This is a genomic window from Terriglobia bacterium, assembly GCA_020073495.1.
Lineage (GTDB): Bacteria > Acidobacteriota > Terriglobia > Terriglobales > Acidobacteriaceae > JAIQFD01.
Genome location: JAIQFD010000006.1, coordinates 156,307 through 181,039 on the forward strand (window position 1 = coordinate 156,307; position 24,733 = coordinate 181,039).

Annotated in this window: 24 protein-coding genes, 1 tRNA gene and 1 riboswitch; of the genes, 8 read left to right on the forward strand and 17 right to left on the reverse strand. The window is 63.0% G+C overall.

Annotation, left to right across the window (positions count from 1 at the left end; all coding sequences use genetic code 11):
* Positions 1–65 precede the first annotated feature (65 nt).
* Both LAN37_15245 and LAN37_15250 read left to right on the forward strand, forming a co-directional pair.
* Complete coding sequence (locus LAN37_15245; protein MBZ5648567.1) at positions 66–419, forward strand: DUF309 domain-containing protein; 354 nt, start codon at positions 66–68, stop codon at positions 417–419.
* Between the two features lie 13 nt (positions 420–432).
* Entirely contained in the window at positions 433–1,599 is a 1,167-nt protein-coding gene (locus LAN37_15250) for a DegT/DnrJ/EryC1/StrS family aminotransferase (GenBank protein MBZ5648568.1), read from the forward strand.
* Positions 1,600–1,641: 42 nt separating this feature from the next.
* Here the strand turns inward: LAN37_15250 and LAN37_15255 are convergent, their stop codons facing one another.
* The 11 genes from LAN37_15255 to LAN37_15305 form a co-directional block, all read right to left on the reverse strand.
* Positions 1,642–2,649: an SH3 domain-containing protein gene (locus tag LAN37_15255; protein MBZ5648569.1), complete on the reverse strand. Its 1,008-nt coding sequence runs from the start codon at positions 2,647–2,649 to the stop codon at positions 1,642–1,644.
* 113 nt (positions 2,650–2,762) lie between these two features.
* Complete coding sequence (locus tag LAN37_15260; protein MBZ5648570.1) at positions 2,763–3,854, reverse strand: 6-phosphofructokinase; 1,092 nt, start codon at positions 3,852–3,854, stop codon at positions 2,763–2,765.
* A 144-nt stretch (positions 3,855–3,998) separates the two neighbouring features.
* Entirely contained in the window at positions 3,999–5,084 is a 1,086-nt protein-coding gene (locus LAN37_15265; GenBank protein MBZ5648571.1) for a lactonase family protein, read from the reverse strand.
* Positions 5,085–5,171: 87 nt separating this feature from the next.
* Complete coding sequence (locus tag LAN37_15270; protein MBZ5648572.1) at positions 5,172–5,615, reverse strand: DUF2203 domain-containing protein; 444 nt, start codon at positions 5,613–5,615, stop codon at positions 5,172–5,174.
* An 8-nt stretch (positions 5,616–5,623) separates the two neighbouring features.
* On the reverse strand, positions 5,624–6,736 hold the full coding sequence (gene nadA / locus LAN37_15275; GenBank protein MBZ5648573.1) for a quinolinate synthase NadA: 1,113 nt from the start codon (positions 6,734–6,736) through the stop codon (positions 5,624–5,626).
* A gap of 319 nt (positions 6,737–7,055) precedes the next feature.
* Positions 7,056–8,036: a GTP 3',8-cyclase MoaA gene (moaA, locus tag LAN37_15280; GenBank protein MBZ5648574.1), complete on the reverse strand. Its 981-nt coding sequence runs from the start codon at positions 8,034–8,036 to the stop codon at positions 7,056–7,058.
* 142 nt (positions 8,037–8,178) lie between these two features.
* A riboswitch (molybdenum cofactor riboswitch) is annotated at positions 8,179–8,291 on the reverse strand.
* Positions 8,292–8,401: 110 nt separating this feature from the next.
* Entirely contained in the window at positions 8,402–9,298 is an 897-nt protein-coding gene (locus LAN37_15285) for a hypothetical protein (protein ID MBZ5648575.1), read from the reverse strand.
* 52 nt (positions 9,299–9,350) lie between these two features.
* Complete coding sequence (locus LAN37_15290; protein MBZ5648576.1) at positions 9,351–11,066, reverse strand: electron transfer flavoprotein-ubiquinone oxidoreductase; 1,716 nt, start codon at positions 11,064–11,066, stop codon at positions 9,351–9,353.
* Positions 11,067–12,062 (reverse strand): electron transfer flavoprotein subunit alpha/FixB family protein, encoded by a 996-nt coding sequence (locus LAN37_15295; protein ID MBZ5648577.1) that lies wholly within the window; start codon positions 12,060–12,062, stop codon positions 11,067–11,069.
* A 168-nt stretch (positions 12,063–12,230) separates the two neighbouring features.
* Positions 12,231–13,001 (reverse strand): electron transfer flavoprotein subunit beta/FixA family protein, encoded by a 771-nt coding sequence (locus LAN37_15300; protein ID MBZ5648578.1) that lies wholly within the window; start codon positions 12,999–13,001, stop codon positions 12,231–12,233.
* A gap of 658 nt (positions 13,002–13,659) precedes the next feature.
* A complete protein-coding gene (locus LAN37_15305) occupies positions 13,660–13,935 on the reverse strand; it encodes a hypothetical protein (GenBank protein ID MBZ5648579.1) in 276 nt (91 codons plus the stop codon).
* 89 nt (positions 13,936–14,024) lie between these two features.
* On the opposite strand from LAN37_15305, the gene LAN37_15310 reads away from it, so the two are divergent.
* Positions 14,025–14,201, forward strand: coding sequence for a hypothetical protein (locus LAN37_15310; GenBank protein MBZ5648580.1), 177 nt, complete (start codon positions 14,025–14,027; stop codon positions 14,199–14,201).
* Positions 14,202–14,221: 20 nt separating this feature from the next.
* Here LAN37_15310 and LAN37_15315 read toward each other — a convergent pair whose 3' ends face one another.
* Both LAN37_15315 and LAN37_15320 read right to left on the reverse strand, forming a co-directional pair.
* Entirely contained in the window at positions 14,222–15,283 is a 1,062-nt protein-coding gene (locus LAN37_15315; GenBank protein ID MBZ5648581.1) for a pyridoxal phosphate-dependent aminotransferase, read from the reverse strand.
* A gap of 11 nt (positions 15,284–15,294) precedes the next feature.
* On the reverse strand, positions 15,295–16,578 hold the full coding sequence (locus LAN37_15320; protein ID MBZ5648582.1) for an amino acid permease: 1,284 nt from the start codon (positions 16,576–16,578) through the stop codon (positions 15,295–15,297).
* Positions 16,579–16,817: 239 nt separating this feature from the next.
* Between LAN37_15320 and LAN37_15325 the strand changes: the two genes are divergently transcribed.
* Both LAN37_15325 and LAN37_15330 read left to right on the forward strand, forming a co-directional pair.
* Positions 16,818–17,342 (forward strand): PilZ domain-containing protein, encoded by a 525-nt coding sequence (locus LAN37_15325; protein ID MBZ5648583.1) that lies wholly within the window; start codon positions 16,818–16,820, stop codon positions 17,340–17,342.
* 31 nt (positions 17,343–17,373) lie between these two features.
* On the forward strand, positions 17,374–17,631 hold the full coding sequence (locus LAN37_15330) for a hypothetical protein (protein ID MBZ5648584.1): 258 nt from the start codon (positions 17,374–17,376) through the stop codon (positions 17,629–17,631).
* Positions 17,632–17,698: 67 nt separating this feature from the next.
* On the opposite strand, the gene LAN37_15335 is transcribed toward LAN37_15330, so the two are convergent.
* The 4 genes from LAN37_15335 to LAN37_15350 all read right to left on the reverse strand — a co-directional run bounded on the left by LAN37_15335 (position 17,699) and on the right by LAN37_15350 (position 20,205).
* Complete coding sequence (locus tag LAN37_15335) at positions 17,699–18,313, reverse strand: YceI family protein (GenBank protein MBZ5648585.1); 615 nt, start codon at positions 18,311–18,313, stop codon at positions 17,699–17,701.
* A 21-nt stretch (positions 18,314–18,334) separates the two neighbouring features.
* Entirely contained in the window at positions 18,335–19,168 is an 834-nt protein-coding gene (locus LAN37_15340; GenBank protein ID MBZ5648586.1) for a hypothetical protein, read from the reverse strand.
* A 185-nt stretch (positions 19,169–19,353) separates the two neighbouring features.
* Positions 19,354–19,452, reverse strand: a tRNA-Sec gene (locus tag LAN37_15345).
* Positions 19,453–19,512: 60 nt separating this feature from the next.
* Positions 19,513–20,205, reverse strand: coding sequence for a peroxiredoxin (locus LAN37_15350; GenBank protein ID MBZ5648587.1), 693 nt, complete (start codon positions 20,203–20,205; stop codon positions 19,513–19,515).
* Positions 20,206–20,636: 431 nt separating this feature from the next.
* Between LAN37_15350 and LAN37_15355 the strand changes: the two genes are divergently transcribed.
* From LAN37_15355 to LAN37_15365, 3 genes are all read left to right on the forward strand, one after another.
* On the forward strand, positions 20,637–21,563 hold the full coding sequence (locus tag LAN37_15355) for a PhzF family phenazine biosynthesis protein (protein MBZ5648588.1): 927 nt from the start codon (positions 20,637–20,639) through the stop codon (positions 21,561–21,563).
* A 630-nt stretch (positions 21,564–22,193) separates the two neighbouring features.
* Positions 22,194–23,393 carry a DUF262 domain-containing protein gene (locus LAN37_15360; GenBank protein ID MBZ5648589.1) on the forward strand — a complete coding sequence of 400 codons (1,200 nt, stop codon included), beginning with the start codon at positions 22,194–22,196 and terminating at the stop codon, positions 23,391–23,393.
* Positions 23,393–24,613 carry a hypothetical protein gene (locus LAN37_15365; GenBank protein MBZ5648590.1) on the forward strand — a complete coding sequence of 407 codons (1,221 nt, stop codon included), beginning with the start codon at positions 23,393–23,395 and terminating at the stop codon, positions 24,611–24,613. The genes LAN37_15360 and LAN37_15365 overlap by 1 nt, the downstream gene beginning before the upstream one ends.
* Positions 24,614–24,733: the final 120 nt, after the last annotated feature.

Here is a 24,733-nt window from a genome sequence, read left to right on the forward strand (position 1 = left end):
CATGCGTGGTTCCCTTCGTGTTTTCCTTCGTGTACCTTCGTGTCCTTCGTGGTGAGTCTTGACCGATGCTGGATCGCCGAAAGATCGACGAAGGCCTTGCACTTTTCAACGCCGGGAAGTTTTACGATGCCCACGAGGCGCTCGAGGACGCCTGGCGCGAGATGTCCGGCGATGACCGGCGGTTCTTGCAGGGACTGATCCAGGTCGCGGCGGCGTTTCACCATTACTCGACCGGGAACCCCACGGGCGCGCGTTCGCTGCTGGCACGCGGCGCAAGCCAACTCGACGACGCTCCCGACGTCTTCCTCGGCGTCTCCATGCCGCCCTTGCGCGCGGCGCTCCGCCAGTGGCAAGCGGCGCTGGCCGAGGGCTCGCCTGTGCCTCCGCTTCCCCGTCTGCAGAGAGCGGGCGAATGTTAGACTTTCCTTCTCCATGGCCAAGGTAGCGAGCCACAAGGTGGGGGCGGCTGTTCCTCTGCTGGACCTCCAGCGCCAGTACGCGGCGATCCGCGAAGAAGTGCTCGCCGCCATCGAACGCGTCTGCGCCTCGCAGCGTTTCATCCTGGGAGAGGAAGTCGCAGCCCTGGAGCGCGAGATCTCCGCCTACATCGGCGCCTCGGAGACGGTGGCATGTGCCTCTGGCACCGACGCCCTCTGGCTGTCCCTGCTCGCGCTGGGTGTAGGCCCGGGCGACGAGGTCATCACCACGCCGTTCAGCTTCTTCGCCTCTGCCGGCGCCGTGGTGCGCGCGGGCGCGCGGCCGGTCTTCGTGGACATCGACCCGCTCACCTTCAATCTTGACCCCGCCAAGGTGGAGCGCAAGCTGGCGGCGTATGCTCCGACGCGCGTCAAGGCCATCATCCCGGTGCACCTCTACGGGCAGGTCGCTGACCCGGACGCATTCCAGCGCATCGCTATCGGCTACGGCTTCGCCGTGCTGGAAGATGCGGCGCAGGCATTCGGCGCGGCCTGGCGTGGAAAGCGCGCCGGTTCGCTGGGCGCCGCCGCCGCTTTCAGCTTCTATCCGACGAAAAATCTCAGTGCGTTCGGCGATGCCGGATGCATCACCACCTCCGATCCGAAGCTTGCCGAGCGTCTCCGCCACCTGCGCGTGTACGGCAGCGCCGAGCGCTATTTCCACGAGGAAGTGGGCTGGAACAGCCGTCTGGACGCCATCCAGGCGGCGGTGCTGCGGGTCAAGCTGAAGTACGTCGACCGCTGGAACGCGCAGCGCGGGGAGCACGCCGCTACCTACGATCGGCTCCTGGCCGACGCCGGCCTTACGCGCGGCGAACCCGCCCCGGTCCGCCTGCCGCAGCGCGCCCGCGAGGCCCACCACACCTTCCACCAGTACGTGCTGCGCGCGCAGAAGCGCGACCAATTGCGCAAGTTCCTGGCCGAGCGCAGCATCGGCACCGAGATCTACTATCCCCTGCCTCTGCACCTGCAGCGCGCGCTCGCCTATCTCGGATACGCGGACGGCGACTTCCCCGAAGCCGAGCGCGCCGCCCAGGAAGTCCTTGCCCTGCCCGTCTTCCCCGAGTTGCGAGAGGACGAACAGCGCACCGTGGTGGACGCTATCGCCGAGTTCTACTCTTAGCTCTCCATCCGGAGAGCAGCTGCGCGCAGCACTGTCGGAATTTCAGCGCTTCTTTTTGTGTGGAGTTTTCTTCGGGACGGCCGGGCGCATGCTCTTCACCGATTGCTCGCCAGGCGCCAGCACGCGCCGCACGATGGGCGTGTTGAGCTTGTACTTGCGCTCGGCGGCGTTGCCGTCCTGGTCCTTGATGCGGAAGCTGAACGTGGGCAGTTTGCCTTCCTTGCCGAAATCCTCGGTGCCGATCGTGATGGGCAGGAGGCCGAAGAAATTGCGCTCGCGGTAGGCGGTCTCGTAGCGATGCCGCTTCCCGTTCCAGGTGAACACCCGCACCTGGTTGAAGTCGAACGCGAGGCCGTCCTTGGGCTCGGTGAGCGCGAGCAGGTACTGCGCCACTTTCTTGTCACCGTCCGCGACCTCGTTCAGCACGAAGTAGGCGACGATGCGCTGCCCTTCGGCGTATTGCGCGACATCGAGCGGCGCGTCCAGGTCGAGCATGCGGCCCAGTACCCATCCCGCGTGCCCATGCGCATCGCGCACCAGCCAGAAATCTTCCAGAATGGGCTGGGGTCTCTCTTCGCTGTCCGCTTCCTTCTTCCTGGCCTTCACCGGCGCAGGCGCCGCCACGGCGCCCGGCTTTTCCGCCGTGGCGCGCCCCAGCACCTGGACCTTCGCGCCCTCGTCGAGCTGGAAGATGTGCTCGCTCTCGCGCCCCGGAGCGACGTGCAGGTTGGTCTCATTGCGGGCGGTGGCTTGGCCTTGTGCCGGACGGTTCGCCGCATCCCGCGCCACCTTCTGGACCTCGTCGAAGACCTTCTGGTCCACCAGGTAGCGCTGTTCCATCCAGCCTTCCTGGCCGGAGCTGCCGCGCACCCGCACGAATCGCTTCTGTCTTTCCAGCACCTCGACCCGCTCCCCGGCCTTCACTGTCCCGACCTTGTTGTAGAGAGCGGCAACGCGGTCGCGTAGCGTGACCTGCGGCACCGAGACGTACAGCGATTCCTTGGGTTTGCCCACACCCTCGCCGCAGCCGGCGAGCGCACCTGCGAGCACGATTGGAACAAGGATACGAAGAAAGATTTGCCTATGAATGATCACGGCTCGAACCACTCACTATAGCAGCAGCGAGTCGCGTGTCGTGCAGGCCGAGGGCCCGCTCCCCCGTGTCAGTCGCCGAAGCAGATCCCGATGGCACGCGCCGTCTGCACCAGGTCACTGTCGGGCTCCACGGCCTTCATCTTGCCGATGGCCTCGGAGATGGGCACCGAGATGACACGCGCGTTGCGCAAGGCCACCATCTTGCCGAACTCACCTTTGGCGATCAGCTCGACCGCCGCCACGCCGAAGCGCGTGCTCAGGATGCGGTCGAAGGGCGAGGGCGAGCCGCCGCGCTGCACGTGGCCGAGCACGGTCACGCGGGTCTCGCGCTTGGTCCCGCGGCCGATGGCGTCGCCGATCAGGTTGCCGACGCTTCCCCCGCGCGGCACTTGCCGCTTCTCGCGGTCGAACTTCGTCACCAGGTCATCGGGCAGCTTCACGCCCTCGGCCACCACGATGATGGTGAACTTCTTGCCCGCGCGCGTCCGGTCGGCGACGAAGTTGCACACCCTCTCGATTGTGAACGGGATCTCGGGGATCAGGATGACGTGAGAGCCGCCCGCTATGCCGGTCTCCAGCGCGATCCAGCCGGCGTCCCGCCCCATGACTTCGATGACCATGATGCGGTGGTGCGAGACTGCGGTGGTGTGGATCTTGTCCACGGCATCGGTGCAGGTGTGCAGCGCGGTATCGAAGCCGAACGTGATCTCGGTGGCGGATAGGTCGTTATCGATGGTCTTGGGCACGCCGACCACATTCAGTCCTTTCTCGTGCAGGCCGAGGCCGATCTTCTGCGTGCCGTCGCCGCCCACCACGATGAGCGCGTCCATGCCGATGGCGTGCGCGTTGCGGATCACGTCGTCGGAAAAATCCTTCACCACCTCCGTGTCGCCCTCACTGATCTTGTACTTGAACGGGTCGCCGCGGTTGGTGGTGCCGATCATGGTGCCGCCGCGAGGCAGGATGCCGCTGACGCTGTCCATGTCGAGCGGCATGGTCTTCTCCGCCGGCCAGATCAGGCCGTCGAAGCCGTCGCGGACGCCGATCACCCGCCAGTTGTATTTCAAGATGGCGGTCTTGACCGCCGCACGGATGACCGCATTCAGGCCGGGACAGTCGCCCCCGCCGGTGCAGATGCCGATGGTACGAACTTTCTGCATGGTCTCGCCTCTAAGGCGCAGCGCGAGCGCGCTTTCCGACGGGTCCCCGACGCGAGCAGCTTTTGCGCGGGTCGGGGTGCCTAAGCTCGATCAGGATGCCGCGCCGAACCGGGGATTGTATACCACCGCGCTCACGCTCGCTTCTTACTGCACTACCAGCACGTCACTCGGATTCGTGCCCGTGCTCGTGGTACCCGTCGAATTCAGCTTCCCCGGCGTGGTCGTGTCGATGGTGAAGATGGAGACCGATCCCGCCGTCTGGTTGGCCACGTACACGTACCGCGACGAGGGATCGACCGCGACCGCGACCGGGAATGTGCTGGCGGCGAACGGCGAGCCCGCCACCGCGGTCAGCGCTCCGGTCGAGGAGGTCACGGTATAGGCCGAAACATCGTTCGACCCGGAATTGGTGACAAAGACGAAGGCTCCGTTCGGCGAGACGGCAACGTTTGAAGGATTGGTCCCGGCTGCCAGCGCGCCTCCCACCGGGGTCAGCATGCCCGTCGTCGTGTCGATGCTGTAAGCATTGACGCCCGTCGCACCATCCGCCACGTAGGCATACTTTGCCGTGACCGCGATGCCGTTGGCCGCGCCCAGCGCCACGGTCTGTACGTGCGTCAGCGCGCCTCCGTTGGCGATGGTGAATACTTCCACCCCCGACGCTCCTTCCGCTACGAAGAGGAACTTGCCGGTCGGGTCCTCCACCATGCGCAGGGGATTTCCCACTGTGGCGACCGTGCCGCCCATGCCGGTCAAGACTCCCGTCGCACTCGTGATGGTGAATCCCTGGATGGCCGCGGACCCGCTTGCCCCGGCATACACGAAGCGCGCCGTGGGATCGACCGCCAGCGAGCTGTAACTGGCGCCCGACAGGAACGGGCTGCCGTTCATCGCCGTCAGCGTCGCGTCCGCGTTGATGGTCCATCCGGAAACGCCGCCGTTGGTGCCCCCGCCGCCCACATTCGCCGAATACAGGAACACGCCGGTGCTGTTCGTCCCCAGCGCGCCCGGGCCCGTGCCGGAGGTGAACGGCGACCCGGTAGCCTGGCTCAGCGCCCCGCTGCTGGGATCGAGCTTGAAGGCGGAAATGCTGCTCACTCCGGAATTGGCCACGTACACCGGGAACGAGACCGTAGTGTTCTCGTCGACGAAGAAGCCGTTGCAGCCAAGGATCAAGGAGACGAGCAGGATGCTTGCGGCGAGCGCGACTGCGGCCGAGCGGGCCTTCATGTGCCAGTCCTCCTGGGGTGGGGCCGGATGGGAAAGCTTACGACAGGAAAGTATAACGCCCGGAGGTGGGCGAAAGGCGAATGACGGTCAATGGACCGGGCCGTCGGATTTGTTTGCCTTGAGGATCGTATCGTCGATGGGTTTGCGCCTGCGATAGCCCTCTTCCAGGCCGTGCCAATGCGCGATGTTCTTCTCCCCGAGTTTCCAGCACAGCAGAATGGTCTGGTCCTCCACCACGCAGGGGAAGTCCAGCAGCCCCATGTCCAGGTCTTTCACCTGGACCCCGGTGGCATCGATTTCGCCCAGTGCGTCCTTCACCCGCTGCACCGCCTTGTCCTTCTCTGCCTTGCGCCGCGCCAGGGCCGCCACATCCACCTCCACCCCGCCGTGCAGGAAGATGCGGTTCGACACCTGCTGGAAGTCCTCGTCCACCTGCTCGATCAGCTTCTTGCCTTCGATCGCCGTCTTCAGCAGGGTCTCCAGCACTGGCAGCAGCACTTGCGCTTCCTGCAATGTGAACGTCCGCTCCATGGATCTCCCTAATGGATCTCCAGCATCCGGTCGAGCGCGATGCGCGCCCAGTATTTCACTTCTTCGTCCACCACGATCCGGTTCACGACGTTGCCGTCCACCAGGTTCTCCAGCGCCCAGCAAAGATGCTGCGGCGTGATGCGGAACATGGTGGTGCACAGGCACCCGGAATCGTCGAGGGTGACCACGAGTTTATCGCGGTTTTCCTTCGCCAGCCGGTTCACCAGGTGGATTTCCGTGCCGATGGCGAACTTCGAGCCCGCAGGCGCGTCCTGCACCGTCTTGATGATCTTATCGGTCGAGCCTAGCTCGTCCGCCTTCTGGCACACCTCCCACCGGCATTCGGGATGGCACAGGACCTTGATGTCTGGATACTTCGCTCGCACCTTGTCCACGTGCTCCGGCAGGAACCGTTGGTGCACCGAGCAGTGCCCCTTCCACAGGATGATCCTCGCCTTGCGCAATTGCTCGGCCGTCAGCCCGCCGTTCAAGAGGTACGGGTCCCACACCACCATCTCGCTCAGCGGGATCCCTTTCGCCCAGGCGGTGTTGCGTCCCAGGTGTTGGTCGGGCAGGAAGAAGATCTTCTCGACGCCCTTGGAGAAGGCGTAGTCGAAGGCCGCGGACGCGTTGGTCGAGGTGCAGACGAACCCGCCGCGCTCCCCGCAGAACGCCTTGATCGCCGCCGACGAGTTCATGTACGTGATCGGCATGATCCTGTTACCCAGGTCGCTGGTCAGGCCCATGCCCACGAATGTCTCCCAGGCGTCTTCCACCTGGCCGATCTCGGCCATGTCGGCCATGGAGCAGCCCGCGTTCAGATCGGGCAGAACCACCCGCTGCCCCGGACGGCCCAGAATATCTGCGGCTTCCGCCATGAAGGTCACGCCGCAGAAGACGATGTAGCGGCCCTTGGCCTGGGCCGCTGCCTGGCACAAGCGGTAGGAATCGCCGCGGAAATCCGCGTATTTGATGACTTCGTCGCGCTGGTAATGATGTCCGAGCAGGATGCAGTCCTCGCCCAGTTCGGCCCGCGCCGAGGCGATGCGCTCGTCCATCGTGGTGTCGGGGAGAACAAGATAGTTGTCCAGCCGACAAGATGTCGCTGCTGTAGCTGCCATTTCGCTTCCGCCTTCAGTCCCGGCGCCCGAAGGGCCCGGAACGGGGATGTTGAAAGCACCCACCGGCTCCAGTAAGTACGCTGCGGGGTTCCGCCCTACTTACGGGGTTGTTGAAGCCAGTAGTTTCAGCCTCTGGTCATTCGATGCCCCCACTCACGAAACGCTTCCGTTTCCGGGAGCTTGGATCATCGGCAGCCAGTGGCTCACCTATATTCTCCCACTGCACCGGATCACATGCAAGTGCCGGCGCTGGCCGGACGTCGGAGCCCGCCGCCGGCGTCCTGATGCCCACGAGTGCGGCGAGCAGGCGGAAGGCCCCCTAGCCGCCGATGTGCACCATGGTCCGCGATGCCGGCTGGAAGCCGGGTTCGCCGATGTGGTGGCGCTCTTCTTTGCGGTGTGCCACGCCGCGGATGTAGTCGGCCAGGTGACTGTCGTCGGCGCCCCGGTGCATCACGCCCGCCAGGTCGTGGTCGAGGACGGAGAACAGGCAAGTGCGGATCTTGCCGTCCGAGGTCAGCCGCACCCGGCTGCAATGTCCACAGAAGGGACGGGACACGGGCGCAATGATCCCGATCTCGCCCACGCCATCCTCGAACGTGTATCGCCGCGCGGTCTCGCTCTGCCCGTGCGGCAGCTCGACCAGCGGCCTCCACGCCGAAATGGTCTTCACGATCTCATCCAGCGTCACCACGATCTGCGGCGACCACACCCGGTCTTCTTCCAGCGGCATGAACTCGATGAACCGCACCACCACGTTTTCTTCGCGCGCGAATTTGGCGAAGTCCACGATCTGGTCGTCGTTGAATCCGCGCAGTAGCACGCAATTGATCTTCACCGGCTGCAGTCCGGCTTGCTTCGCGGCGCGGATGCCCGCCTGCACGGCGTCGAATCCATTGGGCACGCGCGTGATCTTCGAGAAGCGCACGGCATCCACCGCATCCATGCTCACCGTCACACGCCGCAGTCCCGCATCTTTCAGCGGCTGTGCCAGCTCCGCCAGCAAATGCCCGTTGGTGGTGATGGCCAGGTCGAGCCCCTCGCCGTCGAGCGCGCGCAGCTTCGACAGTTCGCGCACGAACTCCACTACGTCGTGCCGCAGCAGCGGCTCGCCGCCGGTGATGCGCACCTTCTCGATCCCCAGCTCCGTGAACACCCTCGCGATGCGCAAGTAGTCGGCCAGCGGCAGCTCGGAGTAGATCGCGCCCTGGTTCCCCGTCCGGCAGTAGACGCACTTGTAGTTGCAGCGGTCGGTGATGGAGATCCGCAAATCGGTGATGGCCCGCCCGAACTTGTCCATCAGGCGCGGCAGCACAGCCGGAACATGCGTCGGGACCGGATTGGTGACGGTAGCCACGAATGCGCCCTACTGCTCAGATTCCTGGGTTTGGAGAAAGGTTCGACGCGGACAGGGACGCGGAGAGGCGTCCACGAGGCGGGTCGTTTCCTTTCCAAACGGGAGGCAGAGGCGTTTCCCCCTCTACCCTCACCGGCCAGACTCAACCGGCTCGCCCTGCTGGCCACGGTATCCCGACAGGCCACAAGGGTCGGAAACTGCGGGGGACATTATATGCCCCAAAGTCAACTGGGAGCACGCCGGCGCCCGCAAAATGTTTATCGCAATGAACCAGCCCGGCCGCAGCCGGGCTTCTGTGCCACTCTGCTTTACTGGGCGCTGGCCTGCTTGGCTGCGGGCCGGTTGATGTCTCCCAGTACGCCGGACATGCGAGTTTTCAGGATGGCTTGGCGGACACGGTCGCGGTCGGCGTAGGGCCACATCTCCTTTAGCGCTTGCCACGCTTCCTGGCCTTTGCCGCCGTAGATATTGTCCAGCACGATCTCCAGGATGATCGCCTTCGTTTCTTGCTTACGGGCGATCTCCTGCGGGGTCTCTTCCTTTGGTTTGTCCTTGCCGCCGCCGCCGACGCCGCTGGGGGTCGTGCCCAGGTCTCCCTTGAAGTCCGAGATGTCATTCTTGCCCAGCTTGCCGCGCGCGATCTGTATCTCCCGCTCGTACTCGGGCCAGTACGCTGTGCTGACGTTATAGATCTCCTTCCCCTTCAGCCGCAGGAAGAGCAGCGGCGCCGGCGACTGCTCGGGGGTGAGACCGTCGAATTCGCGGAACGCCGTGTCGCGAGTGACGATCTCCGTGTGGCCGTCGCCCTTCCGGTCTTCGAAGCTGAGTGTGGCCCCCGTGACGATCTGGCGGATCAGCCCGGCTGGGTCGCCGGTGCCCAAGATAGAGTAAACATTGTCAGAGGAAGACGCGTTGTGGGTCAGCAGCACCACGTCGGGCTTGCCGTCATTGTTGACGTCGCGGCCGGTGACGCTCTCCATGGCCGCGTCCACTCCCCAGATCTCGAAGATGGCTTTTCCGTCGGCGGCGAGCACCCCGGCGTAGCAGGGATTATTGGGGTCGTCGGTGGGGCCGATCTTGAGCGTGTAGCCGTCCCAAAGCTGGCGCTCGATCTCCCCACGGCCGTTGATGCAGGCAGGCGCTGCCAGCGCCGTGCCGCACAGGGCCAGCACAACACACACGTACAGAATCCTGCGATTTCGCATGAGAGTTCCTCTCATGATTACGCGGCCACCAAAGGAATGCAAACCGCTGAGGCTACATCCCATCGTAATTCGGCCCGCCCCCGCCTTCCGGCGGCACCCAGGTGATGATCTGGTACGGGTCCATGATGTCGCAGGTCTTGCAGTGCACGCAGTTGGACGGGCTCAGGTGGATCTCCTTGCCGCTGCGCACGTCCGACGCCTCCGTCATCTCGTACACGTTCGCCGGGCAGAAGTGCTGGCAGGGATTGCCGAACTCGGTCACGCAGCGCCCGTTGCAGATGTCCGTGTCGTGGATCACCAGGTGCGCCGGCTGATCTTCCTCGTGCTTTGTCCCCGAATGGTAGAGGTCGGTCAGCTTGTCGAATGTCAGCTTGCCGTCGCCCTTGTAATCATTGATAAGGTGTTGTTCGTCGCCGCCGTCGGCCGGCAGATCCGCCAGTTTCTTCAGTCGCGCATGGCCTGCGTTTGCCGGATAGCGCGCGTGCAGCCCGCGCCCGCCGGTGATCTGCTGCAACCCCGCGTGGAACATCCCCGCCCAGAAGCCGTGCTCGAAACCCTGATGGAAGTTGCGCACCGCCCACAGCTCTTTCTTGATCCAACTGCTCTCGACCCGGCTCTGATACGCCCCGAGCTGCGCCGCCGAAAAATCGGCCTTCACCATCGCTTCGTAGGCGGTCTCGGCGGCCAGCATCCCGCTCTTGATGGCCAGGTGGATCCCCTTCAGCCGCTGCGAATTCAATAGGCCCGCTGAATCGCCCAGGATCATCCATCCGTCGCCGGCCAGCGGCGGCACCGCCCACCAGCCCCCGTAGGGTAGCGACTTCGCCCCGTAGCGGATCATCTTCCCGCCCTCGAGCAACTGCCGCACGAACGGATGCTCCTTGAATTCCTGCAGCACGCGCTGCGGATCGAGCCGCGGGTCGGGATAGTCCAGTCCGGTCACGAATCCGATGGAAACGATGTTTTCCTTGCCGCCGTAGATCCACGCTCCGCCGTACTCTTTCGTTGTCAGCGGCCAGCCCATGGTGTAGATGACCTCGCCCGGCGCGATCCGTCCCGAAGGCACCTCCCACAACTCCTTCACGCCTACGCCGTAGGTCTGCGGGTTGCGGTCTTTGTCCAGGTTGAAGCGGCCGACGAGCTGCTTGGTCAGCGACCCGCGCGTGCCCTCCGCCAGGATCGTGACCTTTGCCTTCAGGTCGTACCCCGGCTCGAAGTTCCCTTTTTGCTGGTTAGTCTTGTCCACGCCCTTGTCGTCGGTGCGGACGCCGAGCACGCGGTTACCCTCTATGAGCAGCTCCGACCCCGCGAACCCGCTGAACACGGTGATGCCGGTCTCTTCGACCTTCGATCCCAGCCACTTCACGAACTTGTTGATGGAGATCACGTAGTTGCCGTGGTCGCGCAGTGGCGGCGGCGTGATGGGCAGCTTGAATTTGCCCCTGCGCGTCATGAAGTAGACGGCTTCTTTTGTGACCTCGGCGTCGAGCGGAGCTTCTTTTTCGAACCCTGGCAGCAACTCGCGCATGGAGCGAGGGTCCAGCAGCGCGCCCGACAGGCAGTGCTGGCCCACCTCGCGTGCCTTCTCCAGCACGTAGATGTTCTCTTTCGTAAGCTGCGCGTCGGGGTGTTTCTGGTTGTGCTCGTCGATGAGCTGCGATAGGCGCAGCGCGCAGGCCATCCCCGCCGGCCCGCCGCCGACGATCACCACGTCCGCCTCCATTTGCGGCCGCTCGATACCTTCCAGGGGTTTGCGGAAGATCAGCATTTACGCGCCGGCTTTGGCCTTTTTGATCTCTTCAATGAGAGGTGGCACGACGTCGAACAGATTCCCCACTACGCCAACATCCGCGATCTCGAAGATCGGCGCCTCGGCATCCTTATTTACTGCGATGATGGTCTTCGATCCCTTCATTCCGACGATGTGCTGGATGGCGCCGCTGATGCCCAGCGCCAGGTAGAGCTTGGGGGCGACCGTCTGCCCCGACGACCCGATCTGCCGGTCCATCGGCAGCCAGCCGTTGTCGCAGATCGGACGCGACGCCGCCAGTTCCCCGCCCAGCGCGTCGGCCAGTTGCTTAGCGAGATCGATATTCTTCTGCTCCTTGATCCCGCGCCCCACGGCCACGATGATCTCCGCCTGCGTCAGGTCCACCGCCTGCTTCGCCTCCTTGAACGGCGCTTCCGGCTTGGTGCGGATTTTCTCCGCGGCGATGCTGACCTGCACGGTCTCGACGGGCGCGGCCGCGCTGCCCTGCTGTACCTGGTCGCCGCGATACGCGCCCGCCTGGAAGGTGACGAACCACGGCGCATCGGACTCGATCGACACATCGGCCGCAAACTTGCCCTGGAACATCTGCCGCGTGAACAGCAGCCTCCCGCCTTCGTTGCGGAAGCCGACGCAATCGCTCACCATCGTCCGCCCCATCGAGGTCGCCAGTTGCGGCACGAAGTCGCGCACCTGGTAGGTGTGCGGCAGCAGCACCAGCTTCGGCTTTTTCTCGGAGATGAAGCCGCGCAGCGCTTCGACGAATCCGTCCGGCGTGTACGCCGCCAGCGCCGCGTTCTCGATCGCATGGACCTTCTTCACCGCCGCTGCGGCGATCTCATTGGCGACAGCGGCCACGCCGCTGCCCACCACCGCCGCCTCGATCTCCCACTTGGTTTCCGCGGCGATCATCTGCGCCGCACGCACGGTCTCCCACGAGACCCGGTTCAGCTTCCCTTCCCGCTGCTCCACAACCACAAGGATCGTATCTGCCATATCAGTCCCTACTTATCGGAATCAAAGTATTGTCGGAACAAAAATAGAAGGTGTCATCCTGAGCGAAATCCCGTAGGGATGAGCGTGAGGACCTATCGCCCGCAGTTCGCAGCGAGCCCCACGCCAGTGGGGCGATTTCCGCGCATACGAAAACCTCACGCCCCAACCTCACAGCACCCTTACTTCGTTCTTCAGCTTCTCCACCAGTTTCTTCGCCACTTCGCCCGGCGCGCCCTCCAGCATCTCGGTCTTCTTGGTCTTCTGCGGCACGTACAGCTTCTCGATCTTCTGCTGGTTCGGCCCCAGCGCCGGCTGCACCTCCGCCGGCGTCACCTTGCGCATTGGTTTGTTCTTCGCCTGCTTGATGCCGATCAGCGTGGCGTAGCGCAGCTTGTTGATGCCCGACTGGATGGTCAGCACGGCCGGCAGCGGCATGTCCACGAACTGAAAAAAGCCCGCCTCCAGCTCGCGCTTCACGCGGATGCCCGCGTCCTTCTTCTCGATCCGCATGATGATGGTCGCGTGCGGCCAGCCCAGCAGCTCCGACAGGATCACGCCCGTCTGCGCGAAACCGTAGTCGTCCGACTGTAGCCCGGTGAAGATCAGGTCGAACTTCTCGTCCTTGATCGCCGCCGCAAAGGCCTTGGCGGTGTTCATTGCGTCCAGCGCGGTGAACTCGTCGCCCTCCAGGTGGATTGCGCGGTCGGCGCCCTTGGCTAGCGCCTCGCGCAACACCTGCTGCGCCCGCGCCGGGCCCGCGGTGATGGCCACCACCTCCCCGCCGTTCTTCTCTTTCTGCCGCAGCGCCTCTTCCAGCGCGTATGCGTCCGGCTCGTTGACCTCGTACGACACGTCTTCGCGGATCCACTTCCCGCTCTCGTTCAGCTTCAGGGGCGCATCTTTCTGCGGCACCTGCTTCATGCACACCAGGATCTTCATGAGGACCTCTTCCGGAACACGTGGCGGCGGGTCTTTGACCGCCGGTGCGCTAACGATTTTCGCGGCGCACCGTCTATTCGAATGAAAGCGATCGATACAAGGTTCGCCGACCCGTTCAGGCAAACAGGCAAGTATAAATGACGCGCAACGCTGGAGAAAATTCGAGGGCCATGACCTGGAACCAAACTCAAGTTCCAATGTGGAACGAGGCCGAGACAACCGGCCGCCTCAGCGCCTTCGTCGGCATCGTGGTCGGCGTCCTCACCGCGCTGGCCGCCAACCTGATGCTCCGCTAGCGGGCGGACGGCACAGCCGCCCCCAGGCTGTGCGCTTGGAAGCCGGCTTTCCTTCCGGCTTGTGACTGACCAGATCTTGAACTGGAGTTTGCGCGGAGTTCCCGCGCGCAAGCGGGACTGCGTCCGCTCGGACGCGGTGCGTTGTCCCTGGAGAATTGAGCCCCTTCAGGGACGACAAAAACGGCGCCGCAGTCTTGCGGCGCCGTTGACCGATCGGAAATTCCGGCGAGCTAATCCAGAAATGCCACGCTCTGCACGCCGCTCACCTCGATCCGCTTGCGGCAGCGCATGTTGAGGCGCTTAGCGGGCGTGAGCGAAGCGGGAGCCCGCTGCCGAAATCCTGAGGCGTAGCCGAAGGATCCCTAATCCAGGAACGCCACGCTCTGTACTCCGCTCACCTCGATCCGCTTGCGGCAGCGGATATTCTTGCACATGACCAGATCGTCCTTCCGGACCATGTAGGAGCGCGCCTTGGCGAACTTGGCGCGGTCGCGCTCGTCGGCGCGCGGCGGAAGCTGGCGCTTCTTGGTGCGCACCAGCCACGAGAGTTCGTACTCCGCCGACTGGCGGCAATGCGGACAATTCAGTGTGGCCGGCTTCTTTTCTTCCTTCTCGTCGTAGAACTCGCGTTCGTCCAATGCCATGTGGGTGCCCCACCCAAACCTGGTTTTGGTTTGGGTGGGTTCAGGCCTCAGCTTGATTATTGCACAACCGCCGCGGCTGCCCCATGCTTGGTGCAGTGACGCGCAGAAAGAAAAAGACGTTCTCCGCCGCCAAGGCCGTGCGATCCGCCGCCCGCGAGCACATCGGCTCGCCTCCCCCGACCCGCCGTGTCCCCGACGCCACCAAGCAGAAGAAGGACAAGCACAAGCCGACACTGGGGAAAATGCTGTCGGAAGACTAGAAATTGACCTGCCAGCCTCTTCACGGGCGATACTCCGCCAGCGCTTTCGCCAGCCGCACGAGCCCCTCGGCCGTCATCGCCACATCTCCACCGATCCCGATGCGGAAATGTTGCGGCGCTTCGAAAAACCGCCCGGGCACGACACTCGTTTCGTACTTCTCGCGCAATAGCTTGACGAACTCCTCGGCATTCCCCTGGCGCAATCGGGGAAAAATCACCGTTCCGTGCTCCGGGCGGAACACGTCCACTTGACTGAGCGCCGCATCGAGTTCCCCCCGGTTTGCGGCAATAATCTTCTTCGCGCGCTCCGCGATCTTCTCAAGGTTATCGAGTACCACCACGCTCAGCAGCTCCGCCGGATGCGCGGGCGTGGCGGCGAACAGATCGTTCAATCTCCATATTTTCTCCGCCAGCGCCGGCTCCGCCAGGATCCACCCGCACCGCAGCCCGCTGAGCCCGTACGCTTTGGTCAGGCTACTGGTCACGACGAACCGCGGCCCCAGGTGGAACGCCGACCGTGGCGTCTGCTCGAACACCGCCTCCAGGTAGACCTCGTCGACCAGCACGCGCGCGCCGACCTGCGCCGCCATCTCCCCGATCTCGCGCAGTGTCGCTTCATCGGTGAACGCGCCGGTCGGATTGTGCAGGTTTGTGATGACGATCAGCCGCGTCCGCGGCGTGATCTGTTTCTTCACTTCTGCCGGATCGATGCGATACCCATGCTCGAACCGCCGCTCGAAGCGCCGCACCTCCGCACCCAGATACTCCGCGGCCTCCACCAGCAGTCCATACGTCGGACGCTCGATGAGCACCTCGTCGCCCGCCTCCACGGTCGCAGCCATCGCCAGGTGGTTCGCCATCGACGTCCCTGTCGCCGCCACCACGCACTCCGGCGGCACCCCCGCCTTCCGCGCCAGCCTCTCCTGTAGCGGCAGATAGCCGTACACCGTCGGCCCGTTGATCTCCAGTTGCTCCAGCTTCACCGGCAACTCCGCGAGCGGATAACTCATCACCCCGCTGGTCGCCAGGTTGTACGGCGCGGCGGAATGCAGCTTGGCCCACTCCATGTACGCCGATCGCATCGTCCGCTTCTTCACTTTGTTGTCGCTCCCGCCGTTCTCCGGCTCCAGAACGCGTACACCGGCAGGCCCAGCGCCAGGATCGCCATGCCCAGCAAGCTGTTCTCCGGATACTTGTAGATCGTGTTCGCCACCACCGCCCAGCACGAGCCGATGAACAGCACCGTCGTGACCGGATGCCCCGGAACACGATACCCCACAGTCTCCCCGCTGTGTCCTCTTCCCCGAAACACGAACAGCGTGGCCGCCGTCAGCCCGAAGAACAGGAAGTCCATGGAGACAACATAATTCAGGATCTGCTCGTAGCGTCCCGACAGCGCGATCACCGCGGTCCAGACGCTTTGCAGCACGATGGCCGCCACCGGCACGTGCGTGCGCGCGTTCACCGTGCCCACGCTGCGGAAGAACAGCCCGTCCTCGGCCATCGCGAAGTACACGCGCGGCGCCGTCAGGATGGACTGGCTGAGAAACCCCACGCTCGACACCGCGATCGCCAGCGCGATGAACTTCACTCCCGGCGCGCCCAGCGCGACCCGCATCACCGATGTCGCCGGCACCGTCGTCGCTGCCAGCCCATCCGGCCCCAGCGCGCGCAGGCAAACGATGTTCACCGAAACATACAGCGCGATCACGCCCGCCACGCCGATCAGCAGCGCCCGCGACAGGTTTCGCCGCGGGTCTTTGATCTCCCCCGCGACGAAGTTGGCCGTCTGCCACCCGCCGTACGCGAACAGCACCGGCACCATCGCCGCGCCAAAATCGCTGAGTTGCCCCCACGAGCCGCCCTGCTCCAGCAGGTTGTCGAGGATCGAATGCGGTGCGCGCACCAGAAACAACCCCGCTGTCACCAGCATCGCGATGGCAACGATCTTGGCCACCATCAGCACGCTCTGCACCCGGCTGCCGATCTTCACGCCCATGCAGTTGATCCAGGTCAGGATCACCAACGCCACCAGCGCGATCGCGCGGTCGGACGCTTGTAGGCCGGTCAGCTCGACGAAATAGCGCGCGAACGTGACCGTCACCGCCGCCATTCCGCCCGTCTGGATCACCAGCAGCAGCACCCAGCCGTAGAGGAACCCCGCCGCCGGATGGAACGCCGCTCGCAGGTACGCGTACTGGCCGCCGACATCGGGCATGTGGTCCGCCAGTTCGGCGTACACGAATGCGCCCAGCAGCGCGATCAGCCCACCCGCCACCCACGCGCCCAGGATCAGCAGCGGCGTGTGCACCTGCCGCGCCACGACGTACGGATTAATGAAGATGCCGGCGCCGACGATCCCGCCCATCACCAGCATCGTGGCGTCGAACCGCCTCCTCCCGCCCGCCGCGTTCCCGCCCTGATGGAAAACCAGGAAACGTACAAGCCCCCCTTGGCCATTTGCTCGCCGGAATTGTGCGATCGGTCGCAAGGCCCGTCTGCCCTGTCCTTATGGCCAACCGCTTCCGTAACCCCCTTATGTGACTCCCTTCCTATCGTTTCCACATCTTTGAAGATAGCTTTAAGCAAGAAACACTGCTCGTCGGTTGCCGACTCATGGCCAATCTCCCCACTTCCGACCTGCGTGCGCGACGGTTCCCCCTGCGGTTCGCTCTGCAGTATCGCGGCGACGCCACAGCGGACTGGCACGCCGCCACCACTGAGAACATCAGTTTGTCCGGTGTCTTGTTCCATGCCAAACATCCCCTGCCGCTTCACACCCCGGTTGAGCTGACTTTCCGGCTCCCGAAACTGCTTTCGGGTAGGACCCCGGTTCGGGTCATCGGAACTGCCTACGTCGTCCGCGCCACCGGGTCCAGGCCCGGCAACGGGCATTCCCGCATTGCGGCCAGTTTCCTGCAATTCCGATTTGCGGATACCGGGGCGGCCAGGCCCCGTGTCCAGCCTCCTCTGTACGCTGGAACTCAGCACAAGCTCTACAACTTGCTCGCAGTCATCTTGGGTACTACCGAACTGCTCCTCGACCGCGGTGACCTCGCCGTGGATGTGCGCGCGAGCATCTCGCGCATTCAAGATGCCGCTATGTCGCTCGCCGCGGGCGTACGGCGTCTTCCACTTTAGAAAGGACTGCATGCAGGATCTGCGACAAGGGATGCGAAAGCTGGCGAAGGAACTCCACGAAGCGGAGCGGCGATTCACTCGCGCCCTGCGCGACCGCTCCGAACCGCCGAAGGAGATGCTTCTCGATCTGCAGCGGCGGTTGGATCAGCTCCGCCAGGGCATCTGGGAAGCTCGTAAACTTTGCGATCCGTACCTGGTCGGCTCCAAGCCCGAGTTCGCCGCCGAGTCCGCCGCGACCCTTGCCGAGCGCATCCTCAACCTCGTCGACTCCCGGAAGAGAACTGCCTGAGATACATAAAGATGGGGGAAGCATTTCAGGCCCAAGCGGCACGTGATCTCCGCCCCTGCCCTGCAGCTCACTTCTGGCTGGCCGTCACCGCGGCAGCCGTTACTCGTCCCACGGCGTGCACCGTGATGTCCACCCGGTCGCTGACGCGAAGGAAGAAGCTGCTTGGGTTCTTCAGTCCCCACTGCACGTAGGGCACGACGAAGTGGGCGTCCGCCGTGACGCTGCCCTGGTTCACCTGCACCGCAGCCGTGATCGTCATCTCGTGCTGTCCTCCGTGCAGCGTCATGATCCCTTCCAGCTGCACCTGGGACGAGCCCTCCGTCGGCACGGTGCCACGGACCTGTTGCACCGTGAACTTGATCTCCGGGTAGCGCTGGCTCTCCAGGATTTCCCGGTGCATTCTTTTGTCGCGGCTGCTATTCCCCGTGTCGCCGCTGGTCGCGTCCACCACCAGCTCCCCGCCGGCGGCCCCGGTAGTGGGATCGAAGTGAATCTCCCCGCCCTTCAGCCGGAAGCTCCCGTGGACGGTGTGGAACGAGGCCCCCAGCGTGAACTCCACGTGCGTCTGCGCCGCCTCCGCCTCGAACACCAGCTCCTGCGCGGCAGACGGTGCAGCCCCCCAGGTCAGCGCCAGAACTAGGAGTGGCAACACGGCTCGGCTACGGCACACCAGCAGGTCCATGGAAGAGGGATTCGTTGGGGGCTACTGAAGTTTCGCGAGTTCCTGGGCGTACAGGTGATTGGCGGGAAACTCTTGCGACAGCCCGCGCAGCAGCGACCGCGCTTGCGCGCGGTCTTTGTCGCGCAGCGCCGCCACCGCCAGCAGCAGCCGCGCGTAGGGCAGAAGGTAGTGTCCCTTCTCCGCCGTGATGCGCAGCTTCTCCAGGCCCGTCTCTTTGTCCGTCTGCGCCCCGGTGATGCGCAGCAGCCAGCGCATCGGCGCCGATCGGAGGCTCAGCAGGTAGTTCTCCGCTCCGACTGCGACGTACGCGTCGTAGTAGGAAGGGTTGGACTCGAGCAACTTCTCCGCCATGACGCGCCCGTTCTTAAGGAAGCTCAAGGCGGCCAGGTCGCGCTTTTCGATCAGCGCCGCGTAGTCGCCGCGCAGCCCGCACACCATTACTGCGGCGAACAGCGCATCGCCGTTCTGGCCATCGCGGGCCAGCACCCTGTCCGCGAGTTCATTGCCTTTGTTCAGTTGCGCGTCGAAGGCCTGCCTCACCTTGGGGTCCGGCGCCAGCTTGGAACGGCTCTCGAACCTATGGTCGTCGGTGAACAGCTCCGATTCCAGCACGTGCAGCCGGTCGAGCTCGGAGAACAGGTAGGCCGCCGCGTCCGAGACTGGTCCCAGCGGGTCCTCGGGATGCTCGCGCCCCCAGTCCTGGAACACCTTGTGCGCTTCCTCGAATTGCAGGTTGTACATCTTGCGGTAGCCCGAATCCAGCGTCGCGCCAGGATCGGCGGGACTCTCCTGCGCCATCGCCACGGGGGCGGCAGCCGACAACGCCAGCGCGAGGAGCAGCGGACGAAGACGCATTATGTTTCCAACACCAGCCTTTCCCCCAAGTTGCGCATTCCGATGGCGCTCAGGGGGATGGGAGACTCTACACCAAGAATCGCATGGCGACACGTCCAGCTCGGCTTCTTCCGGTGTACCCGCACCGCCATCACCACCACCAGCGCCACAGCACTGGATCGCTTCATGTCGGCCCTCAAAAAATCTGGCGGAAGCGTGTGCGGGTCGAACGCACCCGCGACGGGACGAACCCGCCGCGCGCCGGTTTTGAAGACCGGGAGGATCACCGGACCCCATTCGCTTCCGCGTAAACTGAGTGTAACAAGAGAGCGGGAGCGCCGTAGCGGCGGCGCTCCCGGTAAAGCTCAGGCGGTCTTTTTCGCGGCGACGGCGGAGAGCTTCTTCTTGGTGAAGTACCAATCCTTGACGTCGTGGCCTTCCTGACCGGCGGCGCGTTTCTCGGCGTCGATCTGGGTGATGGGCGCGGGCACGATGACGGGATCGCCGGGCCGCCAGTTGGCGGGGGTGGCGACGCCGTTGGCGTCGGCGGTCTGCAGCGCCTCGAACACGCGCAGCAGTTCGTCGATGTTCCGCCCCAGCGACAGCGGATAGTACAGCAGCGCGCGGATCACGCCCTTGGGGTCGATGAAGAACACCGCGCGCACCGTGGCCGTGTCGCTGACCGCTTCGTGCACCATGCCGAAGGCCCTGGCCACTTTCTGATCGAGGTCGGCGATGACCGGGAACTTCACCTTCACGCCGAATTTCTCCTCGATGTTGCGCACCCAGGCGATGTGCGCGTACACGCTATCCACCGAATTGCCGATGAGCTGCACGTTGTGCTTTTCGAAATCCTCGTGGCGGCGGGCGAATTCCACGAACTCGGTGGTGCACACCGGGGTGAAATCGGCGGGATGGGAGAACAGCAGTACCCACTTCCCCTTGGCGAAGTAGTCGCTCAGCTTGATGACGCCGTGCGTGCTCTTGGCCTCGATCAGGGGCGCGGGCTCGTTGATGCGGGGGATCCGAGCCGGTGTGGTGGTCGTCTCCGTGCTCATAGTCTCTTCCTCCTCTTCGGTACTCTTGATGTATGCGGCGGTCCGGCGGGAGGATTCAAAATCTAAAAAAGTAAAACCCACCCGCTGCTACCCCCGGGTGGGTTTCCGGAACCCTTCTATGGCCCTACCCACACCCCGGCGCCGAGGTACAACAACCGGCGCAGGTGCGGCGGATGGCCATAAAGCCGGGTAGCATACCCGCATCGGGGCAGGGTGTCAAAAGCTGAAAACCCCATTCTTACCGCAGAGAACGCGGAGAACGCAGAGCAATTCAGAATGAGGATCTCAGCTTGAGGATTCCCCGTGGTTGGTCCCTTCCCTCCGCTCTGGGCAGGTAAAGAACGGTCGTCGGCCAGGCAGCAGTTGTCCGGATTTTGGACCATGTCCAAATTCTCTGCGTTCTCTGCGTGCTCTGCGGTTAAATTAATCGCATGCACGACAAAGAACGCCGGCGTTATCCCTTCATCCATCTGGACGTGTTCACCAGGCACGCGCTGGAGGGCAACCAGCTCTGCGTCTTCCCCGACGCCAGCGGCCTCTCCGACGAAGAGATGCAGGCCCTGGCGCGCGAGACCAACCTCTCGGAAACCACCTACGTGCTGCCGCGGGACGTGGAGACGGAGCGGGCGAAAGGCATCCGGGTGCGCATCTTCACCACCCAGGAGGAGCTGCCCTTCGCCGGACATCCCACGCTGGGGACGGCCTTCGCGCTGCACGGCGAGGACCGCCGCCAGTCCGACACCTTCCGCACGCGCTCCAGCACCAACCTGATCGAGCTGGACCTGAACGTGGGCAAGATCCCGGTGGAGTTCAATTTCCAGGACGGACACCTGTTCGGCGAGATGCTCCAGCGCGATCCCCAGTTCGGCCAGACCCACCACGCCGAGGACGTGGCGCGCGCCATCGGCCTCAACCTGCGCGACTTCGACTCCAGCCTGCCCATCCAGACGGTCTCCACCGGCAACGCCTTCGCCATGGTGCCGCTGCGCTCTCTGCAAGCCATCCGCCACCTCAGCTTCGCCTACAAGTCGGCGGCCGAGTACTGCGCCAAAACGGACGCCAAGTTCCTGTACTTCGTCACCCGCGAGGTGGAGGACAAATCGGCCCGCCTGCATGCGCGCATGATCTTCTACAACGGGGAGGACCCGGCGACGGGCTCGGCCGCCGGACCCTGTATCGCCTGGATGGTGCGCCACGGGGTGGCCCAGAGCGACGAGCGCTGCCTCATCGAACAGGGACTGGAGATCAAGCGCCGCAGCCACATGTACGTGCGCGCCACGCGCACGGGCGACCGCGTCAGCAACGTCCGCGTGGGCGGGAACGTGGTCGAGGTGATGAGGGGAGAGGTCAGCTTCTAGCTTCTAGCTTCTAGCTTCTAGCCACTAGCTGCTAGCTACTGCTCTCCTGTATGGGACAGCCGCCCCGGCTGTTGTGGAGGTAGTGCGGCGCTTCAGCGCCGCGTTCCCGACGCGAAAGAAAAATTGGCTTTAGCCACCGAGGGACCTCAGCGGCTAAAGCCGTCCGATTCTGGGGCTGCGACAACGCGGGCCTGAAAGGCCCGCTCTACCTCGTTGTGTGGGACAGCCGCCCCGGCTGTCCTGGACTTCCTCGCCGCGGATGGACGCGAACGATTGCGGCTGAAGAGAGACGCCGTCAGGGTCGAGGAGGTAGTGCGGCGCTTCAGCGCCGCGTTCCTGACGCGAAAGAAAAATTGGCTTTAGCCACCGAGGGACCTCAGCGGCTAAAGCCGTCCGATTCTGGGGCTGCGACAACGCGGGCCTGAAAGGCCCGCACTACCTCGTAGGTGTCGAATCTCGAGTTCCCACCCTTTGCTGCGCAAAGGATAGGGCACCCTCAGGATTTTTCGAGAGGTGGGCCACCCGCCATGCCGGGATTTTATCCCTTCGGTCCGGTACGAAACAGAAGTCCTTTCAAAGAGGCTTGCACCCGACTAACATTTGACCTCCTTCCCAGGAGGAATGCCGCCCATGGAGAACTTAGCTCCGTCTGAGCAGACGATGTGGGTTCGCCCTGTCAGGAGCTCCGCCCCCAAGCTGACCGACGAAGAAATCAATGTGAAATACGGGAAGCGCGAGCTTCGAATCGTGACTGAATCTAATCGCGAGCAGCTCCCAAATTTCGTTGAAGCTCTGAAGCGCTCCGGCTGGATGGAACTTAGGCCGTTTTACCAACGGCGTCCACGCTGGGATCCTGTGCGACAGTCCAGGCTGATCGAGTCATTCATTATGAACATACCCGTGCCGCCTCTATTCGTGTACGAATCCGACTTGGCGAAATATGAAGTGATGGATGGTCAGCAGCGAATTACCGCAATCAAGGAGTTCTATACAAATAAGTTCAAACTGCAAGGCCTCGAGCAATGGCCCGAGTTGAATGGCCGGTTCTACGACACGTTACCCAACGAAATCAGAAAGGGACTGGATCGCCGCTCAATTTCGTACATCGTCCTGTTGAAGGAATCCGCTGAAACCTCTGAAGAGCAGGAATTATTGCGCCAGCAGGTTTTCGAACGTCTTAATACCGGCGGCGTCCAGCTCAGCCATCAGGAAATCCGAAACAGTTTGTATCAGGGCACCTTTAACGACTTGCTCTTCGAGGTTGCGCGTCATCCCTTGTTCAGAAAGGCTTGGGGCATTCCTCCTTACAGCGAATCCGAACACAGATGGCTCTCTGACGATCTCGCTAGTAATAGGACGTACGTGATGATGCGCGATTTGGAGATCGGCCTCCGCTTCTTTGCGCTTAGACACGTTGAGCATTATCAACGTGGCATGAAAGGATTTCTTGATCTTTACATGCTGCGGGCGCGCACTTTCGGTGTCGAAGACATTGCGTTCTTGCAGGGCTTATTTGCGCAAACAATCGAACTTGGAGCCGGCCTTTACGGCGACCTCTTGTTTCGACCTTGGATCTTTCCCGGAGAAACTTGGGCAGAGAAACCGCAAGTCGCATTTGCAGATGCCGTAATGGTCGGCTTGAGCCGTGAGGTCGCTCATCGCGAAGAGCTCTTGAGGCGGCGCGAGGAATTGATAAAGCAAACCCAACAGCTGTTCCAAGTGCATCCACCAGGAACGTTTACCGGTCGGGGAAATACAAAGCAAGATGTCCAGGAGCGCCTGACCTTATACCACGACATGGTCGAGCATGTGCTTGTCAGTGGAAAGTAATGTTTTCGAAGCTAACTCGTGAACTGCGAGATCAGGTCGATAGGACCGGCGCTGTTCTCAGCGCCAATGATCGCCTTCGAGCTGTTCTCTTCGAACCCCCACCCACTGCTTCAGTGGAGCGTGACGAACCCGGGGGAGCTCACGAGCCGGTACGAGCAGGCATCGGCCAGGACTGCCGACAGAGTCTAACAGCTGCCATCGCGCCCCTGCCTAACAAAGTCGATTGGCAAGTCTACGATCATTGTGCGGCGTTCACGCGCCTGTATGCGGCTTACGAAACATTTGTGAATGAATTGGTCACGGCATACGTCAATCAACTTCCTGACCTCTACGGAACGTACAATGACCTTCCCGAAGTCGTCTCCTCGCACCACCGTCGCGGAATTGGGCAAATACTTTTGAAGATGGGCCCAAGCAAACAATATAGAGAGCTCGACGAGGGTGACGTAGTAAGGGCGATTTCAAGTGGACTTAGAACTACCGAACGTTACGCCCTTATTCCAGCAGCATTCCTCCTAGAAGGTCAGAATTACAGGTTTAATGTCATTACAGCTATTTTTGGGGGCATAGGCTTCGAAAACTGCGGCCAGTGGATTGTTCGGCACTCCCGTATGACGGAGTTCATGCGAGTGACACGTGGTGAAGAGGATACGCCACAAGCGGAGCTGGAAAGCTTCATCGAGTATCGTAATGAGGCTTCGCACGGCATCGTAGAAAACATCGTCGGAACGGACGAGATAGAACGAATCGGGGAGTTCGTTTGCGTTCTGGGAGATGTTCTCGCAGAAATGATCGAATTGGCGGTTGCGAAGCGCAAGATTGAGCTGGGCACCTCACAGTCCATGGGCCATGTTGAAGAGGTACATCATCGGGGAGTAGTTGCTGTGGCCCGAATGTCGAAGACTTCAGTATCCGTGGGTGACCAAGTAATTCTCTACGACGGTAGGACGTGCAAGAAGACGAGAGTGGAGTCTCTGCAATTGGACAACATCGATCAGCAGCGGATTGATGCTGAAGATGGACAGAGAGTCGGAATCCGCTTCTCGACCACCGTGCGGCACGGATCAGTACTGTATCGGCCAGTTTCACCCGCGGAACCATCTATGCAGTTGACAATTGAAGAGGCGACGTCGGAACCAGTTGAGGAGATTCTCCTGGAAGCTCAAGTGCAGGATGAGCCCGATACGATACGAACGGAGCCTGAGGAGCCGTTGGCTTAGTCATTTTGCTCCTACGTGTAAGTTCCTCCGCATTTTGTCCGCCGCGGTTTCTGGATTGTCTTAAAGCTATTCTCGCGGCAACACGGGCCCTGTGCAGGTTGGGATGGCAGGGAGCCTAGG

Excerpts from the sequence above, each read along its gene's own strand:
- moaA (MBZ5648574.1), bottom strand. The coding sequence starts at position 8,036 with ATGGACAAGTTCGGGCGGGCCATCACCGATTTGCGGATCTCCATCACC.
- LAN37_15260 (MBZ5648570.1), bottom strand. The coding sequence starts at position 3,854 with ATGCAGAAAGTTCGTACCATCGGCATCTGCACCGGCGGGGGCGACTGT.
- LAN37_15325 (MBZ5648583.1), top strand. The coding sequence starts at position 16,818 with ATGGCCAATCTCCCCACTTCCGACCTGCGTGCGCGACGGTTCCCCCTG.
- LAN37_15340 (MBZ5648586.1), bottom strand. The coding sequence starts at position 19,168 with ATGCGTCTTCGTCCGCTGCTCCTCGCGCTGGCGTTGTCGGCTGCCGCC.
- LAN37_15365 (MBZ5648590.1), top strand. The coding sequence starts at position 23,393 with ATGTTTTCGAAGCTAACTCGTGAACTGCGAGATCAGGTCGATAGGACC.
- LAN37_15295 (MBZ5648577.1), bottom strand. The coding sequence starts at position 12,062 with ATGGCAGATACGATCCTTGTGGTTGTGGAGCAGCGGGAAGGGAAGCTG.
- LAN37_15320 (MBZ5648582.1), bottom strand. The coding sequence starts at position 16,578 with ATGCTGGTGATGGGCGGGATCGTCGGCGCCGGCATCTTCATTAATCCG.
- LAN37_15245 (MBZ5648567.1), top strand. The coding sequence starts at position 66 with ATGCTGGATCGCCGAAAGATCGACGAAGGCCTTGCACTTTTCAACGCC.
- LAN37_15310 (MBZ5648580.1), top strand. The coding sequence starts at position 14,025 with ATGCTTGGTGCAGTGACGCGCAGAAAGAAAAAGACGTTCTCCGCCGCC.
- LAN37_15315 (MBZ5648581.1), bottom strand. The coding sequence starts at position 15,283 with ATGCGATCGGCGTACATGGAGTGGGCCAAGCTGCATTCCGCCGCGCCG.
- LAN37_15250 (MBZ5648568.1), top strand. The coding sequence starts at position 433 with ATGGCCAAGGTAGCGAGCCACAAGGTGGGGGCGGCTGTTCCTCTGCTG.
- LAN37_15300 (MBZ5648578.1), bottom strand. The coding sequence starts at position 13,001 with ATGAAGATCCTGGTGTGCATGAAGCAGGTGCCGCAGAAAGATGCGCCC.
- LAN37_15355 (MBZ5648588.1), top strand. The coding sequence starts at position 20,637 with ATGCACGACAAAGAACGCCGGCGTTATCCCTTCATCCATCTGGACGTG.
- LAN37_15360 (MBZ5648589.1), top strand. The coding sequence starts at position 22,194 with ATGGAGAACTTAGCTCCGTCTGAGCAGACGATGTGGGTTCGCCCTGTC.
- LAN37_15335 (MBZ5648585.1), bottom strand. The coding sequence starts at position 18,313 with ATGGACCTGCTGGTGTGCCGTAGCCGAGCCGTGTTGCCACTCCTAGTT.
- LAN37_15285 (MBZ5648575.1), bottom strand. The coding sequence starts at position 9,298 with ATGCGAAATCGCAGGATTCTGTACGTGTGTGTTGTGCTGGCCCTGTGC.
- nadA (MBZ5648573.1), bottom strand. The coding sequence starts at position 6,736 with ATGGCAGCTACAGCAGCGACATCTTGTCGGCTGGACAACTATCTTGTT.
- LAN37_15350 (MBZ5648587.1), bottom strand. The coding sequence starts at position 20,205 with ATGAGCACGGAGACGACCACCACACCGGCTCGGATCCCCCGCATCAAC.
- LAN37_15270 (MBZ5648572.1), bottom strand. The coding sequence starts at position 5,615 with ATGGAGCGGACGTTCACATTGCAGGAAGCGCAAGTGCTGCTGCCAGTG.
- LAN37_15290 (MBZ5648576.1), bottom strand. The coding sequence starts at position 11,066 with ATGCTGATCTTCCGCAAACCCCTGGAAGGTATCGAGCGGCCGCAAATG.
- LAN37_15265 (MBZ5648571.1), bottom strand. The coding sequence starts at position 5,084 with ATGAAGGCCCGCTCGGCCGCAGTCGCGCTCGCCGCAAGCATCCTGCTC.
- LAN37_15330 (MBZ5648584.1), top strand. The coding sequence starts at position 17,374 with ATGCGAAAGCTGGCGAAGGAACTCCACGAAGCGGAGCGGCGATTCACT.